General features: G+C 73.7%; 12 protein-coding genes. 7 read left to right on the top strand and 5 right to left on the bottom strand.

From position 1 onward, the window contains the following. Positions 1–331: 331 nt before the first annotated feature. Positions 332–2,023: a methyl-accepting chemotaxis protein gene (locus tag G4G93_RS06295; RefSeq protein WP_165082328.1), complete on the top strand. Its 1,692-nt coding sequence runs from the start codon at positions 332–334 to the stop codon at positions 2,021–2,023. Between the two features lie 6 nt (positions 2,024–2,029). On the opposite strand, the gene G4G93_RS06290 is transcribed toward G4G93_RS06295, so the two are convergent. Next, positions 2,030–3,319: a glycosyltransferase gene (locus tag G4G93_RS06290; protein ID WP_165082326.1), complete on the bottom strand. Its 1,290-nt coding sequence runs from the start codon at positions 3,317–3,319 to the stop codon at positions 2,030–2,032. A 352-nt stretch (positions 3,320–3,671) separates the two neighbouring features. Between G4G93_RS06290 and G4G93_RS06285 the strand changes: the two genes are divergently transcribed. Further along, entirely contained in the window at positions 3,672–3,974 is a 303-nt protein-coding gene (locus G4G93_RS06285) for a hypothetical protein (RefSeq protein ID WP_165082324.1), read from the top strand. 22 nt (positions 3,975–3,996) lie between these two features. On the opposite strand, the gene G4G93_RS06280 is transcribed toward G4G93_RS06285, so the two are convergent. Continuing rightward, positions 3,997–5,721, bottom strand: a complete 1,725-nt coding sequence (locus G4G93_RS06280; RefSeq protein WP_165082322.1) for an ABC transporter ATP-binding protein — start codon at positions 5,719–5,721, stop codon at positions 3,997–3,999. 273 nt (positions 5,722–5,994) lie between these two features. On the opposite strand from G4G93_RS06280, the gene G4G93_RS06275 reads away from it, so the two are divergent. After that, on the top strand, positions 5,995–6,198 hold the full coding sequence (locus tag G4G93_RS06275; protein ID WP_165082320.1) for a hypothetical protein: 204 nt from the start codon (positions 5,995–5,997) through the stop codon (positions 6,196–6,198). Between the two features lie 125 nt (positions 6,199–6,323). Here the strand turns inward: G4G93_RS06275 and G4G93_RS06270 are convergent, their stop codons facing one another. Beyond that, positions 6,324–9,956, bottom strand: a complete 3,633-nt coding sequence (locus G4G93_RS06270; RefSeq protein ID WP_312891742.1) for an AsmA-like C-terminal region-containing protein — start codon at positions 9,954–9,956, stop codon at positions 6,324–6,326. A gap of 231 nt (positions 9,957–10,187) precedes the next feature. On the opposite strand from G4G93_RS06270, the gene G4G93_RS06265 reads away from it, so the two are divergent. Beyond that, entirely contained in the window at positions 10,188–11,936 is a 1,749-nt protein-coding gene (locus G4G93_RS06265) for a carbamoyltransferase (RefSeq protein ID WP_165082665.1), read from the top strand. A 58-nt stretch (positions 11,937–11,994) separates the two neighbouring features. Here G4G93_RS06265 and G4G93_RS06260 read toward each other — a convergent pair whose 3' ends face one another. Both G4G93_RS06260 and G4G93_RS06255 read right to left on the bottom strand, forming a co-directional pair. Next, positions 11,995–12,357: a hypothetical protein gene (locus G4G93_RS06260; protein WP_165082318.1), complete on the bottom strand. Its 363-nt coding sequence runs from the start codon at positions 12,355–12,357 to the stop codon at positions 11,995–11,997. Positions 12,358–12,708: 351 nt separating this feature from the next. Further along, entirely contained in the window at positions 12,709–12,975 is a 267-nt protein-coding gene (locus G4G93_RS06255; protein ID WP_165082316.1) for a hypothetical protein, read from the bottom strand. A gap of 338 nt (positions 12,976–13,313) precedes the next feature. On the opposite strand from G4G93_RS06255, the gene G4G93_RS06250 reads away from it, so the two are divergent. The 3 genes from G4G93_RS06250 to G4G93_RS06240 all read left to right on the top strand — a co-directional run bounded on the left by G4G93_RS06250 (position 13,314) and on the right by G4G93_RS06240 (position 15,582). Beyond that, on the top strand, positions 13,314–13,709 hold the full coding sequence (locus G4G93_RS06250) for a carboxymuconolactone decarboxylase family protein (RefSeq protein WP_165082314.1): 396 nt from the start codon (positions 13,314–13,316) through the stop codon (positions 13,707–13,709). Positions 13,710–13,753: 44 nt separating this feature from the next. Then, on the top strand, positions 13,754–14,659 hold the full coding sequence (locus G4G93_RS06245) for an NAD(P)-dependent oxidoreductase (RefSeq protein ID WP_165082312.1): 906 nt from the start codon (positions 13,754–13,756) through the stop codon (positions 14,657–14,659). Between the two features lie 113 nt (positions 14,660–14,772). Next, the gene (locus G4G93_RS06240; RefSeq protein WP_165082310.1) at positions 14,773–15,582 is read left to right on the top strand and encodes an N-acyl homoserine lactonase family protein; all 810 of its coding nucleotides are present in this window, start codon (positions 14,773–14,775) and stop codon (positions 15,580–15,582) included. The last annotated feature ends 22 nt before the right edge of the window (positions 15,583–15,604 follow it).

Genomic DNA, 15,604 nt, shown 5'->3' with positions numbered 1-15,604 from the left:
ATCGATGACTCGGCGGAACGCAGGATCGTGCAGACTTTCCGGGGGCTCCGGGGGCAAGCGATCCCGCTGTGATCGGCGGGGAGGCATCGCTGCCCAGCCGGCGAGCGCCCTGCCGCCCCGACGGTCGATCCGCAGATGAAATATTATGCCAATTCACGAATACTGGTGGACTACAAAAAATCTGTTAGAAAGCGAACGAATAGAATAGACATCGATGTCATGCGCCCGGGAAGCGATCTCTTAACCCGGAACTGACAAGCCTAGATCCATGTCAGCTTCTGGAATGGTGCGACCGCAGCGGGTCCGGACCGTTCCGCGGCGGGGATCCGGGATGCGCACCTTCAACGACCTCACACTCCTGGCCAAGCTGGCGCTGCCGGCCGGCCTCGTCCTCCTGGTATCGCTCGGCCTCGTCGGCCTCGCCCGGACCGGCCTCGATGGACTGAGCCGGACGATGGGCGAGATCGTCGACACGCGCACGGCTCGGGCGATGGCGGCGTTGCGGGTGGCGAACGCCGTCGCCGAGGCGGCGATCGCCCAGCGCAGCGTCATCATCGAGGGCAGCGACGAGGCGCGCCAGACCCTCGCCGGGCAGCACCGGGCGGCGGAAGAGCTGGCGGGCGCCGAGGCCGGACGGCTGGTCACGCTCGCCGGGAGCGCGCCGGAGCGCGCGGCGGACGAGGCCGCCCGCGCGACCATCGCCGATTACCTCGCCTTCTCGGCCAAGGTGGTGGCGAATGCCCGGCAGGGGATGACCGACGTCGCCTTCGCGCTCTCGACCGAGGAGGATGCCGGCCGGCGGGCCAAGGCCTCCGCCGCCGTCGCGGCCCGGGTCGAGGCGACCCTCGCCGACCTCGCCGCCGCCCGGGACGCCGCGCAGGCCGCCGCTGCGGCGACGAAGGCCCGCCTGACCCTGGTCGCGGGCGTCGGCCTCCTCCTCGCCTTCTCGGCCCTCGCCGCCATCGCGGTGCTGGGCATCGCCCGGCCGCTCACCCGCATGGCCCGGGCGATGGACGACCTCGCGGCCGGCGACCTCACGGTCGCGGTGGCCGGCACCGGGCGGCGGGACGAGATCGGGGCGCTCGCGCGCGCCCTGCAGGTGTTCAAGGAGTCCGCCGGCACGATGCGCCGGCTGACGGCGCAGGAGGGCGAGCGGACCGAAGCCGCCGCCCGGCGCGCCGCCCTGGTCGACGGCCTCGCCCGGGATTTCGAGGCCAAGGTCTCGGGGCTGTCGCGCGACCTCGCCGACGCCGCCGGCACCATGGAGGCGGCGGCCCGGGCGATGGCGGCGGGCGCCGAGGCCGGGGCCGGGCGCACCGACGCGGCGGCGGGGGTGGCCCAGCGGACCTCCGGCCACGTTCACGCCGTCGCGGCGGCGAGCGCGCAGATGACGGCGGCGATCCAGGAGATCGTGCGGCAGGTCTCGCAGACCTCGCGCATGGCCGGTCAGGCGGTGGCGGATGCGGGCCGCACCGACGCGACCGTGAGCGAGCTGGCGCAGGCCGCCGAGCGCATCGAGCGCGTGGTCTCGGTCATCGCCGACATCGCCGCGCAGACCAACCTGCTGGCGCTCAACGCCACCATCGAGGCGGCCCGGGCCGGCGAGGCGGGGCGCGGCTTCGCGGTGGTGGCCGCCGAGGTCAAGGCGCTCGCCGGCCAGACCACCCGGGCGACGGAGGAGATCACCGGGCAGGTCGGGGCGATCCAGGCCGCGACCCGGGCCACCATCGCCGACATCCAGCGCATCGGCCGGGCGATCGGCGAGATGTCGGCCGCCGCGGCCGGCGTGGCCGCCGTGATGGAGGAGCAGGGCGCGGCCACCCAGGAGATCGCCCGCAGCGTCGGCGAGGCGGCGTCGGGCACCGGCCACGTCACCGAGACCCTGCACGACCTGCGCCGGGAAGCCGGCGAGACGGGTGCGGCCGCCGGCCAGGTCCTCGACGCCGCGCTCATCCTGGCGCGCCATTCCGACGGGCTGACGCAGGAGGTGGGCGGCTTCCTGGCGGCGGTGAAGGCGGCGTGAGCCGCCTCACCTCGCGCCGATCACCGCGCAGGCCTGCGCGACGCCGCTCTCGGCGCGCATCAGCACCTGCACCTCGCGGCAGGCCGCCGCCACCGCGGGCGAGTGCAGCAGCGCCTCCACCGCCCGCCGCGCCCGCTGCGGGGTGAAGCGCCAGCGCGCGAGCGAGGTCCCGACCCCGAGCCGCACCACCCGCTCGGCCTCGTCGGCATGATCGAAGGCCACCGGCACGATCAGCTGCGGGCAGCCCGCCGCCAGGGCCTGCGCCACCGTGCCGACCCCGCCATGGTGGACCAGGGCCGCGCAGGCCGGCAGCAGCCGGCTCAAGGGGGCATAAGGCACGTGCAGGATACCCGGCGGCAGGTCGGCGGGGATCTCCCCGGCCCGGCCGGCGAGGAGGAGGCCGCGGCGCCCGGTGAGCCGGCAGATCTCGACCGCGGTGGCGAAGAAGCGTTGCGCGCCCGCCATCGCCGAGCCGTAGGTGAAGACCAGCGGCGGCGGACCGTCGCGCAGGAAGGCGGCGAGATCGGGCGGCAGGCCGGCGGCGTCACCGAAGGTGTCGGCGAGGGGAAACCCGGTCTGCGTCACCTGGGCCGGCCAGTCGGGCTGGGGCGGGGCGTACCAGTCGGGCACCGCGAGCAGGACCCGCTCGGGGCTGTGCCACCAGTGGCGCAGGCGCTTGACCGGGTCGAGGCCCAGGCCGGCCCGGAAGGCGTTGAGTGGCGGCAGCGCGACGGGGCCGAGGACGAAGCGGTCGGCGCCGCGGCCGAGGGCGTGGCGCCAGCGCGCCGGCATCAGGCGGGGGAGCGGCAGGCCCGGCAGGCGGGGCGGGGCGAGGCGGCTCTCGAGCAGCATCGGCATCAGGTGAAGGGTGGTGAGGGACAGGCCGAGGCGCTCCTGCGCCACGCGGGCACCCAGCGCCAGGGTCGAGGCGACGACGAGGTCGGCGGGCGTCGCCTCCGCCTCCAGCCAGCGATAGGTCGGCTCGGTCGCCTCCGCGACGGCGGCGAGCATCGCCCTCGCGCCGCGGACCGGCCGCCACAGGGCCGGCTGGGCGACGGCCCGGGCGAAATCGCCCGGCGTGCCGAGGGGGTGGAAGGCGAGGCCGGCCCGGGCGGCGAGCGTCCGGAACGGCGCCGGGGCGGCGAGGCGGACGTCGACCCCCCTCCCCCGCAACGCCGCGCCGAGCGCGATGACGGGCAGCACGTCGCCATGGGTGCCGAGCCCGACGAGGAAGACGCGCCGGCCATCCCCGCCGACCGCATCGCATGCGGGACCGAAAACCTGCGCGTCGGCCATGGCCGCCTCCGCTCGATGGGACCACGGCTCCGGACGAGGCGCACCCGATACGCACAAACTCCGCCACGATGAGCGTGGCAGTCAATTAACAAAAGCTTGATCTAACATGTCTAAATCTCGACATATCGATCGCCGAAAATTTCGTATGTCATTGGATTTATGCCGGACTCACGCATCCGTCGACAACCTGACCGTCATGGCGCCTGTCCCGATCAGGGCGACATCTGCCGCGCAGGGGCGGGAGCACCGGCCGCACCGCCCGGCCGGGTCTCGAATCCGGCGCATTATCCCAGGTGGCCTAGGCTGTAAGCCCGGCTATGTCCGCGGCGGCGCAGGCACTACTTGCGCGAGTATGATCCCGAATCTCGACACGCCGGTGGCCGCCGAGGGCCGCCCCCCCGCCGCTGCCCCGGCGCCTGCCGCGGCCCTGGTCACGCACGTGCTGCGCGATCTCGCCCTGTCCTACGAGTCCGAGTGCCCGGGCGGGTTCGCCCGCTTCCGGCAGGCCCTGTCGATCGAGGCGCTCGCGGTCATCGCCCGCTTCGCCGGCGCGGCGGCGAGCGACGAGGCGGCGTTCGCGATGGCGCGGCAGGTGCACGAGACGCTGCTCGACGTCGAGGAAGACGTCTGGGCGCTCCACACCGCCGCGCACTGACCCTTTTTCGCCGCCGTCCCGGCTACTCCGCGGCGACGATCCCTGCCTGCGCGGCGTGCAGGCGCCGGTAGGCGCCGTCCGCCGCCACGAGCGCGTCGTGCGAGCCCTGTTCGAGGATGCGCCCGTTCGACACCACGGCGATGCGGTCGGCGTGACGGATGGTGGCGAGGCGGTGGGCGATGACGAGGGTCGTGCGCCCCTGCGTCAGTTCCGAGAGGGCCTGCTGGATCTCGCGCTCGGTCTGCGTATCGAGGGCCGAGGTCGCCTCGTCGAGGATCAGGATCGGCGGGTTCTTGAGGAAGACCCGGGCGATCGCCAGGCGCTGCTTCTGCCCGCCCGAGAGCTTGACGCCGCGCTCGCCCACCACCGTATCGAGGCCGTCCGGCAGCGTCTCGATCAGAGCGTCGAGGCGGGCGCGATGCGCCGCCTGCCGGATCTCGGCCTCGCTCGCGTCGAGCCGGCCGTAGGCGATGTTCTCGCGGATGGTGCCGGCGAACAGGAACACGTCCTGCTGCACGATGCCGATCTGGCTCCTCAGGGAGGCCAGCGTCAGGTCGCGGATGTCGTGCCCGTCGATGGTGATGCGCCCGCCCTCGACGTCGTAGAAGCGCGGCACCAGCGAGCAGAGCGTGGTCTTGCCGGCGCCGGAGGGCCCGACGAAGGCCACGGTCTCGCCGGCGCGCACCGCGAGGTCCACGCCGTCGAGCACCGGCCGGCCGTCGCCGTAGCCGAAGCGCACGCCCTCGAAGCGGATCTCGCCGGACAGCGGCACCGCGACCGCGCCGGGACGGTCGACGATGTCGGGCGCGGTGGCGAGCAGCGCCAGGTAGCGGCGAAAGCCCGCGATGCCCTTCGGATAGGTCTCGACCACCGCGCTGATCTTCTCCAGCGGCCGGTAGAACACCCCGACGAGGAGCAGGAAGCCGACGAAGCCGCCGGGGCTCAGGTCGCCCCGCACCACGTAGGCGGCGCCGCCGAGCAGCACCACGATCTGGACGAGGCGCATGCCGAGGTAGTTGAGCGACAGGCTCGCCGCCATGATCCTGTAGGCGTCGAGCTTGGTGGCGCGGTAGCGCTCGTTGTCGGCGGCGAACAGGCGCCGCTCGTGGGCCTCGTTGGCGAAGGCCTTGACCACCCGGATGCCGCCGACATTCTCCTCGATGCGGGCATTGAAGGCGCCGACCCGGCCATACTGCGCCTGCCAGTTGCTGGTCATCCGCCCGCCGTAGCGCACGGTGACGAAGGCGATGACCGGCAGGATCGCGGCGGTCATCAGCGCCAGCGGCGGGTGGACGACGAGCATCAGCCCGAAGGCGCCGAACAGCGTCATCACGGCGATGAACAGGTCTTCCGGCCCGTGATGGGCGACCTCGCCGATCTCCTCCAGGTCCTTCGTCACCCGGGCGACGAGATGGCCGGTCTTCTGATTGTCGAAGAACCGGAACGACAACGTCTGCAGGTGGTCGAAGGCGCGGGCCCGCATCGTGGTCTCGATGTTGATGCCGAGCACGTGGCCCCAATAGGTCACCACCACCATCAGCCCCGCATTGGCGACGTAGAGCAGGGTCAGCCCGGCCGCGGCCAGCAGGATCAGGCTCCAGTCCTGGCGCGGCAGCAGCACGTCGACGAAGGACTTCACCGCCATCGGGAAGCCGAGCTCGAGCAGGCCCGACAGGATGGCACAGCCGAAATCGACGAGGAACAGGGCCCGGTACGGCCGGTAATAGGCGAGGAAGGCCTTCAGCATGACGGTCCGGTGGGAGGACGGGGGCGAGAACGCGGTCCGGGGCGGCGCGCGAGGCCCCTGATAAGCGGGAACGCGCGCGCGCGACAGGGGCGGGAGAGGCGGGGGCACGGGTCACCAGGTCGCTGGCCCGCGCGGGCTTGACCGCCCGGGGGCCGCGCGCCACCTCCCCGCCGGGCCGAACGGCGCCCCGTCGGAGCGGCACATGATCGATCCCTGGTCCCGGTCGGCCCCGAACGGCCGTACCCTCTCGTCCGATCCGGCGGCGGGCGGTCGATGACGACGAGGCGCTCTTCCGGCCGGGCCTGGCTCAGGGCCGTGCGCGTCGCCCTGACGGTCGTGCCGCCCCTCGTCGGGATCGTGCTGATCGCCCAGGCCGTGGTGGCGTCGATCGGCGGCGACATCCGCCATTGGGAGTTCGCCCTCGGGGCCCTGTGCCTGTGCCTGACCTTCGCCGGCCGCCTGGTGCCGGAGGAGTGATCGATCTCACGATCGAGGACGCGTTCGGGAAAGGCGGCGGAGGATAACGGGTCCGGCGAGTGAACAACAGGCGTGCCGATGTGTTCGGGCGCCATCGAGTCCCGCCCCTCGCCTCTCCGACGAGCCTATTGCGAATCGCCCGCCTCCGGCGCCCCGCCGCCCTGACGGTGCGAAGCCTCCTCCTCGGCCTTCCGCCGCGCCGCGTCCGCAGCCCGCGCCGCTTCTGCCGCGCGGGCCGCATCCGCAGCGCGGGCCGCATCCGCGGCCCTGGCGGCTTCGGCAGCCCGCGCCTCCGCCGCGCGCGCGGCCTCGGCGGCTCTCGCGGCTTCCGCCCTTGCTGCCTCAGCCCGGGCCGCCTCCGCCCTCGCGGCGTCCGCCCGCACCGCCTCGGCCCTGGCCTCCTCGGCCCGCTGCCGGGCCAGCCGCGCCTCCTCGGCGGTGCGGGCCCGGTCCATCTCCAGGCGGCTGCGGCGGCGGGCGAGCTCGTTGCGGTCGGCCTCGACGGTCTCGATCTTGTCGAGCTCGCGTTGCAGCACCACCGCCGCCAGCACGTTGCCGAGGGGAACGAGGTCCAGTTCCCGCTGCGGCCGGGCCAGGGGGCCGACGAGGGCGAGGCCCAGCGTCGGCGCCGGCGCCGTCCAGCCGCGCGGCGTCGCGGTGGCGGTGAGGGTGCCGCGGGCGTCGAGGCGCAGCGACTTCATGTCGACCTGCACCAGACCGGTCCAGGTGGCGGGGCCGAGATCGACGGTCAGGCTCCCGGTGCGCAGCACCCCGCCGACCATCGAGGCCGGGACCGAGACCGGCCCGGCGATCACCAGCGGCCCGCGGTCAAACTCCTCCGACACCACCCGCTCGACGCGGCCCGCCCGCAAAGGGTCCTCCTCGGCGAGCAGCCGGGTCAGCGCCCGCTGCACCGCCGCCGGATCGAGGTCGCGCAGGGTCAGCCCGGCGAGGTCGAGGCTGCCGCTGCCGGCGAGGTTGCCGACGAGGGTCGCCGGGCTGTCGCCGGCGCCGCCCAGGCGCAGCCGGATCGAGACCTGGCCCCGCACCGCGTCGCCGCCGGCGAGGGTGGGAATCGCGGCCGCGGTGAGGGCGCCTTCCGCGGCGAGCGTCGCCTGGGGGCCCTGGCGCGCCAGGGTGGCGCTGCCGGTGAGCCGCCCGCCGGCGAGGCCGGCCGCGAAGTCGCGCACCGAGAGGCCGTCGGGCCCGAGGCCGAGGTCGAACCGCGCCCAATCCGCCGCGAGGCCGCGGCCGAGATCCAGGCGGCGAACCGTCATGGCGAGGTGCCCGGCGGCGGGCGGCGCCGGGGCCGGGCCGAAGCGGGCAGCGGACCAGGCGCCCGCGCCGGCCGGCGCCGCGCCGGCCTTCAGCATCAGCGCCTCGGCGAGCCAGGGCAGGGACAGCCGCTCGAGCGAGACGTTGCCGGCGACCTCGCCGCTCGCCGGCCGGGTCAGCGTCGCCTCGACGGCCGATCCCGACAGCGTGCCGGCGAGGGCGAGGCGCGGGGTCTCGCCGGTGCGGGAGAAGCCCACGGTCAGCCGGGCCGGTACCGGGTCCGGCGGGACGGCTGCGTGGCCGAGGAGGCCGGCGAGCGGCCGCAGGTCTGGGGCGGCCAGGGTCAGGGTGCCGTCCTGGAGCGGACCGCCGGTTTCCGGGAGGATCAGGGGCTTTGCCGTTCCGACCGTCGCCCCGGCGATGGCGGCATCGAGCGTCAGGCCCAACGGGCCGTCCGTCGCAAGCCGGCGCCCGGCGAGGTGCAGGTTCGCCGGGATGGCGAGCGCCGGATCGTCGGGCCGGCCGAGCCAGCGGCCGGACGCCACGCCGTCGAGGCGCGCATCGAGGCCGTCGAGCCGGCCGGACCGGGCGGCGAGGGTGAGCGCAAGGCGGCCGCCGGCGGCGCTGCCGCGGGCCTCACCGTGCAGAAGGCCCTCCTCGGAGCCCGGGCCCCGCTCCAGCGTCACGTCGAGGGCGACCGGCCCCTCGCGCAGGAAGGACGGCAGCAGCCGCGCCTCGTCGACGAAGGTGCGCGAGACGAGGTCGATCAGGGGGGCGGCCACCGGCGCGCTCACCCGCCCGGCGATGCGCCCGGCACCGTCGGCGCCGATCCGGCCCGAGAGGCTGGCCCGGGCCCCGGCGAGGTCGCGCACCTCCAGGCTGTCGAGGCGCAATGCCGCGCCCTCGGATTGCAGGCTGGCGGCGATCTCGCCGGTCTTCGTTCCGGTCGGCCCGTAGCGCAGGTCGCGGGCCAGCAGCGTCAGGCCGACATCGTGGTCGCGCAGGGCCGCGATGGCGCCGCGCATCGGCGGCAATTCCGCGATGTCGAGCCCGTCGGCGATGATCTGGGCGTCGAAGCGCGGGCGGGGCAGGTCGGGACCGGCCGGGCTGTAGCGGGCCGAGCCGGTGATCTTCGCGGTGCCGAGCGTCACCCGGGCGTTGCGCAGCGAGAGCACCGGCAGGGCCGCCGCCACGTCGGCCTCGGCCGAGAACGGCCGGCCGTCGAGGAGCCCGGTGAGCGGGCCGCTCACGCCGAGCCGGTCGAGGAGGCGCGCGAGCCGGTCCGAGGCCGGGGCGTCGAGGGCGGCATGGCCCGAGAAGCCGCCGCTCGGCGTCACGTCGCCGGACAGAGCCAGCTTCAGGCCGCCCGCGGCGGTACCGGCGAGCCGCCGCAACGTCACCGCGCCGGAGGGCCGGATCGTGGCGCTCAAGGCCGCGCCGCTCCACTCCTCGCGGGCGAGGGTCAGGCTGTCGGCCGCGACGTCGAGGGCGAGGGTGCCCGCAAGGGGACTCGGCAGCGCGGCGGGCGAGAGGCCGCGGCCGAGCAGGGCCTGCCCGGTGGCGCTCATCAGGAAGGCGTCGAGGTCGAGGCGCCGGGCCTCCAGGCTCAGCGCGGCGCGGGCGGCCGCGAGGTCGACGCTGCCGCGGCCGGCGAAGCGCAAGGGCACCTCGCCCGGCACCTCGACGGCCAGGGTCTCGAAGGTCGCGAGGCGGCCCTTCGCCCTGAACCCGCCCTGGAGCGAGAACGGCAGGGCGGTGCCCGCGGCCTGGGCCGGCGGCCCGACCACGAGGCGGGCATTGCCCGTCGCCTCCGGCACGCCGTCCACCAGGGTCACCCGGGCGTCGAGGTCGAGCCGGGGCACCGTGTCGCCCCCCGCCCCGAGCTTGACCGGAACCGCGCCGTCGGGCCCCGGCGCGCCGGTGGTGAGGCGGAACGGCACCGCCTCGACCTGGCCTTCCGCCCGCCACGGGCCGGCGAGGCGCGGCGCCGAGAGCCGGACGTTCTCGGCATAGACCTGGTCGGTGCGCCCGGTCGCCGCCACCCGGGTGGTCAGGAGGAGCTGCGACACCCGCAGGTCCTCGACGGCGAGGTCGCGCCCCTCCGCGAGGGGCGGCGGCAGCAGGAAGCTGCCGGCCTCGGTCATCGGCAGGGTGACCTCGCCGCGGCCGATCCGGGTCTCGGTGAATCGGATCTCGCCCGCCAGGAGCGGGGTCAGGGCGATCTCGGCCTTGACGAAGCGGGCGTCCAGCGAGGGCCGGTCGCGCCCGGTGGCGATCCGCAGGTGGTCGATGCGCAGGCGCGGCGAGGGCAGGAGCCGCACCTCGAGGCGGCCGTCGCTGCGGGCCTCGACCCCGAGGGAGCGGCTGAGCGCCGCGTCGAAGGCGGTGCGGTAGGATTCCCACGGGATGAAGGGCGGCGCGACCAGGGCCGCGGCGAGGATCAGGATGACGAGGCCCGCCAGGGCGGTCAGGATGTCGCGCACCGTGCTGTCCGTGCCGCCCCGCCAGGGGGGCGCCGCCTCATGTTCCGTCGACGACCCGGCGGGTCGTACCCCGATGACGTCGCTAGCATATCGGTGCGCGAAACGCGGGCGAAATCCGGCGCGATCACGCAGCGACAGCCGCCCCCCGATGCGCCTGCGCAACGTTCAGCCCGGCCTGACACCCGGGGCCGGGACTGTTAGAGCGGCGGCGTGACCAGACCAACGGACCCGATGCGCTACTACCTCGGCCTCGCCACCACCTTCCACGACCCGGCCCTCGCCCTGGTCGGGCCGGACGGCACGGTGCTCTTCGCCGAGGCGACGGAGCGCTACCTGCAATACAAGCGCGCCCCGAATTGCGAGCCGGATTCGGCGCCCCGCATGGCCGGGCTGCTCAAGGCCCACCTGCCGCCCGGCGCCGAACTGGTGATCGCCACCACCTGGGGCCCGGATTTCAGCCGCTACCTCGCCGGCCAGGCGGCGACCGGTGCCTTCGGGCTCGACGCGCTCAAGGGCCATTCCCCCGCCCTCAACCGCTCGCTGGTGCCGGAGCGGGCGGAGCGCACCTTCATCGCCGAGCTGGCGCTGGCGCAAGGGAGGGCCGGATACGGCACGCTGCTCGGCCTCGACCGGGCCCATGGCGGCCGCTCGACCATCGCGGCCTTGCGGCGCTACCCCCACCACCTCACCCACGCGGCCTACGGGCTGTGGGGCTCGCCGTTCCGGGACGCCACCTGCCTCGTCGTCGACGGCATGGGCGAGACCGGCGCCTCGGCGATCTACCGGATGGAGGCGGGGCGCCTCGCGGAGGTGAAGCGCCATCGCGGCCGCGAATCGGTCGGCTTCTTCTTCGGCCTCGTCACCGACCTCGCCGGGTTCGACCAGGCCAAGGGCGAGGAATGGAAGATCATGGGGCTCGCCCCCTACGGCCGGCAGGATCCCGCGCTGATGGCACTGCTGCGCCGGCTCTACCGGATCGAGGGCGGGCGCCTGCGCTTCGCGGATGCCGGGACCGTGCAGGCGGTGGCCGAGGAGATCCGCGCCCGCCGCCCGGGGGAAGCCGGCGAGGACGGCTGGGCCGACCTCTCGGCCTGCGGCCAGGCGGTGTTTTCCGAGATGATGGACGTGCTGGTCGCCGAGGCGTGGCGGCTCAGCCCCCACGAGAACCTCGTCGTCACCGGCGGCTGCGCGCTGAACTCGTCCTATAACGGCCGGCTGCTCGGGCGCAGCGCGTTCCAGCGGCTCCACATCCCCTCGGCGCCCGCCGATGACGGCAACGCGCTCGGCGCGGCCTGGCTCGCCTTCCAGGAGGACAACCCGGACTGGACCGGGCCGGGGGCGCTCGCCACCCCGTATCTCGGCTCGCGCGTCTCGACCGAGCCCCTGGAACGGATGGTCGGCTGGGAGCCGCGCCTGCGCCGTCTCGGCCATGACGGGGTGATGCAGGCCGCCGCCGACATCCTGGCGGCGGGCGGCCTCGTCGGCTGGGTGCAGGGACGGGCGGAGTTCGGGCCCCGGGCGCTCGGCAACCGCTCGATCCTGGCCGATCCGCGCCCGGCCGACGCCAAGGCGATCCTGAACGCCAAGGTGAAGTACCGCGAGGCGTTCCGCCCGTTCGCACCCTCGATCCTGGCCGAGGCCGGGCCGGACTGGTTCGAGAATTACCAGGACAGTCCCTACATGGAGCGCACCCTGGTCTGGCGGCCGGAGGTGCGGACGCGAGTCCCGGCGGTGGTGCACGAGGACGGCACCGGGCGGCTCCAGAGCGTGACCGACGAGCGCAACCCGGCCTATGCCGCCCTGATCCGCGCCTTCGCGGCCCGGACCGGCGTGCCGATCCTGCTCAACACCAGCTTCAACGTGATGGGCAAGCCGATCCTCCACACCGCCGAGGACGCGATCCTGATGTTTGCGACGACGGGGCTCGACGCCGTGGTGATCGAGGACTGGATCCTGGTGAAGGACGGGGTGAAGATGTGAGAAGGGCCGGCCCCGTGCCCGGGTGCCGGCCCCTGATGTCTCGGCGATGCCGCGAGGCTTACTCGCAGACCTCGACGCGCTTGTAGGTGAAGGACTCGTCGTCGAGCCACACCTTGCGGCGCTCGAAATGGCAGATCGGGCCGCGGCGCGGGCGCACGTACACGGCCTCGGGCTCCTCGACATAGACCCGGCGCGGCGGCGGCACGATGTAGGCCGGCGGCGGCGGGGGCGCCGCCTGGGCGCCGTTCATGATCGCGCCGGCGGCGACGCCACCGAGGACGCCGGCCGCCGCGCCGCCGAGAATCGCCGCGCCGACATTGTCGCGGGCCTGGGCCTGGGGCGCTGCGGTGACGAAGAGGGCGGCGACGAGCGCCGCGCCCACGCCGAGGCGCGGAAGGCCGTTAGAGGTCAGAGCGCGCACGCTGAGGATCTCCCGAAGGGTGTTGGCGCGAGAATGCGAGTGAGTGCTTAACGAAGTGCCAAGCTTGCCGACCGACCGAGCGCCGGGCGACACGACCCGGGGCCGACGAAAGCCTCGCGCCGTCGGGCCCGAGAGATGATGGCGGTTTGCGGCGATTTCCGGGTATGGCGACGGTTCGGGCCGGGGTGTGTATTTCGGGTGACGGTCGCGGCCGCGGCCGCGGACGCGAAACGGGCCGCCCGCGGGCCGCTCCCGTGTTCCATACGAAGAGGGCCGCCCGCGGGCGGCCCTGTGAAGGCTCAGAGGATCATCGGGGTGGGCTATGCGTCATCCCGTGCGTCACGGCTTTCCTCAGCACCGGTAGCCGCCGGCGGTCTGGCCGTACTGCTTGACCGGGAAGTTCTGCTGCTTGGCGTTGCCCTCCGCGGCCGAGCTCATCGGGCAGGCGCCGTAGAACGGCACGCTGGTATTGGCGCGGCCGCCGATCGAGCCGGTGGTCTCGACGTCGCGGGGCCAGAACGGGTTGGCGGGGGAGTTCGCGCTGAACGCCATCGCGGAGGAGACCGGGGCGGCGACGATGACGAGGGCGGCGAGGGTGGCGGCGATGCGGTTCTTCATGGATATCGATCTCCGTTGGTCGGGACAATCAGGGGTCTTCTTCTTGTCCCCTCTCGATGATCTCAATATATTCGGCCGCGCAACGCCGCGATGTGTCCTCGCGCACGCGCTCTCACGGAATAAAGATCGGCCCGGTATCGAGGCGGAGGATCGGAAGCGCGCCGTTCGAGGCCTCTACGGCCACGCTGCCTCTCCGGCAGACGCATCGACCCTTGCGGCAAGGGCGCCGTACGGCCGGCGCCGCACGGCCGGACGGCGAGGTGCGGCCTGAAAAAAGATCCCCCGCCCTGCCGCCGGCCTGATAGCCTCCCGGAAAAGGACGCCTCAGGGAGGGGACGATGGCCGAGAGCGAGCAGTTCGAGAAGGGACTCGAGGTCCGCCGGGCGGTGCTCGGCGCGGATTACGTCGATGCCGGCCTCGCCAAGGCCGACGACTTCATGATGGCGTTCCAGCGCATCACCACGGAATGGTGCTGGGGCTATGCCTGGACCCGCGACGGCCTCGATCGCAGGACGCGCTCGATGCTCAACCTCGCGATGCTGACCGCCCTGTCGAAGCCGGCGGAGCTCAAGCTCCACGTCAAGGGCGCGCTCGCCAACGGCGTGAGCGTCGACGAGATCAAGGAGATCCTGCTTCACGCCACCGTCTATTGCGGCATCCCGGCCGGGCTCGAGGCCTTCAAGGCCGCGCACGAGGTCCTCAAGGCGGAAGGGGCCATCCCCGACAAGGGGTGAGCCAGGACCGTCCCGGGACGTCAGGACAGCAGGGCCCCTTCCTCATGCGCATCGACCGCTCCTCCGCCCGTATCGCGTTCCTGGGCCTCGGCAAGATGGGGCTGCCGATGGCGAGCCGGCTCGTGGCGGCGGGCTGGACGGTCGTCGGGTACGACCCCGCGCCGGCGGCGTCGGAGGCCTTCGCGGCCGCCGGCGGCACGGTGGCGCCCTCGGCACGGGACGCTGCGGCGGGGGCGGGCGTCGTCGTGACGATGCTGCCGGACGGCCGCGCGGTGCGCGCCGTCCTCGCGGGACCCGACGGCGTGGCCGGACAGCTCGCGCCGGGGGCGATCGCGATCGACATGAGTTCGTCGGCGCCGGTCGGCACCCGCGAGCTCGCCCGCGATCTCGCCGGGACGGGCATCGTGCTCCTCGATGCCCCCGTCTCCGGCGGGGTGAAGCGCGCCGTCGACGGCACTCTCGCCATCATGGTGGGCGGCGACGCGGACGCCGCCGCGGCGGTGCGGCCGCTCCTCGAAGGCCTGGGCGCGTCGATCTTCGAGACCGGGCCGATCGGCTCCGGCCACGCGATGAAGGCCCTGAACAACTACGTGTCGGCCGCCGGCCTCACCGCGGCCTGCGAGGCGCTGCGCATCGGCGCCCGCTTCGGCCTCGATCCCGACCTGATGACGGACATCCTCAACGTCTCGACGGGCCGCAACAACTCGACCGAGGTCAAGCTGAAGCCCTTCGTGATCCCGAAGACCTACGCCTCGGGCTTCTCGATGGCGCTGATGGCCAAGGACCTGCGCACGGCGGACGACCTCGCGCGCCACGAGGGCGTTCCGGCGCCGCTGTCGCGGGTGGTCGCGGCCCTGTGGCAGCAGGCCCTGGACGATCTCGGGGCCGAGGCGGACCACACGGCGATCGACGCGTTCCTGGCGGAGCTGCCGGCATCGAACGAAGACTAGAGCAGCGCCCGGTCGCGCTGCCATCGAACGCTGCTCTCGATCTTAGTTTTCACCGCATTTCCTGAGACGAACCGGTATCCACTTCGTCGGGAAATGCTCAAGGGAGGGCGCCCGTGTCGGTCTACGAAGTCGTCGCGCTGCGCTACGCGACGCATGAACGCCCGGCTTCCGCGAACCTGCTCTACCCGCCGGAGAACGGCGACCCGCACGATGCGCCGATGCCGATCGACTACTTCGTCTGGGTCATCCGCGATGCGGACCGCGTGGTTCTCGTCGATACCGGCTTCGACTGGCCGGCCTGCGCCGCCTACGGCCGGACCATGGTGCGCCACCCCCTGGAGGGGCTGCGACGGCTGGGCGTCGATCCGGCCGCGGTGCGCGATGTGATCATCACCCATCTCCACTACGACCATGCCGGCAACCTGTCGGCCTTTCCCAACGCCACCTTCCATCTCCAGGACGCCGAGATGGCCTACGCGACGGGGCGCTGCATGTGCCACGCGCGCCTGCGCGGCGCCTTCGCGGTGGAGGACGTCTGCACCATGGTGCGGACAGTCTACGAGGGCCGGGTCGCCTTCGTGGACGGGGACGGCGAGATCGCGCCGGGCCTCACGGTCCATGCGGTGCCGGGCCATACGCGCGGTCTGCAATGCGTCCGGGTCGAGACGGCGCGCGGGCCGGTCGTCCTCGCGTCGGACGCCGCCCACTTCTACGCCAACCTCGCCCGGCAGAACCCCTTCCCGATCGTCGTCGACGTCGCCGCGATGATGGAGAGCTGGCGCCGGCTGGCGCAGCTCGCCGGCGATCCGGAGCGGATCGTGCCGGGTCACGACCCGCTGGTCATGGCCCGCTATCCGCGCCATCCGGCGGCGGAGGTCGAGGCGGTGCTGCTGCATCGTCGACCGGGGGACTCGGCGTCGTGACGCACCAGGCTGTCCCGGGAAA

It is taken from the genome of Methylobacterium sp. DB0501 (assembly GCF_011043735.1).
Classification (GTDB): Bacteria; Pseudomonadota; Alphaproteobacteria; order Rhizobiales; family Beijerinckiaceae; genus Methylobacterium; species Methylobacterium alsaeris.
The sequence above is the reverse complement of the archived record's forward strand: the minus strand, read 5'-3'. Positions and strand labels throughout refer to the sequence as shown.

Bases quoted from the DNA above. Each gene is read 5' to 3' on its own strand.
- G4G93_RS06250 (WP_165082314.1), top strand. From the start codon at position 13,314: ATGGCCGAGAGCGAGCAGTTCGAGAAGGGACTCGAGGTCCGCCGGGCG.
- G4G93_RS06255 (WP_165082316.1), bottom strand. From the start codon at position 12,975: ATGAAGAACCGCATCGCCGCCACCCTCGCCGCCCTCGTCATCGTCGCC.
- G4G93_RS06245 (WP_165082312.1), top strand. From the start codon at position 13,754: ATGCGCATCGACCGCTCCTCCGCCCGTATCGCGTTCCTGGGCCTCGGC.
- G4G93_RS06285 (WP_165082324.1), top strand. From the start codon at position 3,672: ATGATCCCGAATCTCGACACGCCGGTGGCCGCCGAGGGCCGCCCCCCC.
- G4G93_RS06280 (WP_165082322.1), bottom strand. From the start codon at position 5,721: ATGCTGAAGGCCTTCCTCGCCTATTACCGGCCGTACCGGGCCCTGTTC.
- G4G93_RS06275 (WP_165082320.1), top strand. From the start codon at position 5,995: ATGACGACGAGGCGCTCTTCCGGCCGGGCCTGGCTCAGGGCCGTGCGC.
- G4G93_RS06265 (WP_165082665.1), top strand. From the start codon at position 10,188: ATGCGCTACTACCTCGGCCTCGCCACCACCTTCCACGACCCGGCCCTC.
- G4G93_RS06295 (WP_165082328.1), top strand. From the start codon at position 332: ATGCGCACCTTCAACGACCTCACACTCCTGGCCAAGCTGGCGCTGCCG.
- G4G93_RS06290 (WP_165082326.1), bottom strand. From the start codon at position 3,319: ATGGCCGACGCGCAGGTTTTCGGTCCCGCATGCGATGCGGTCGGCGGG.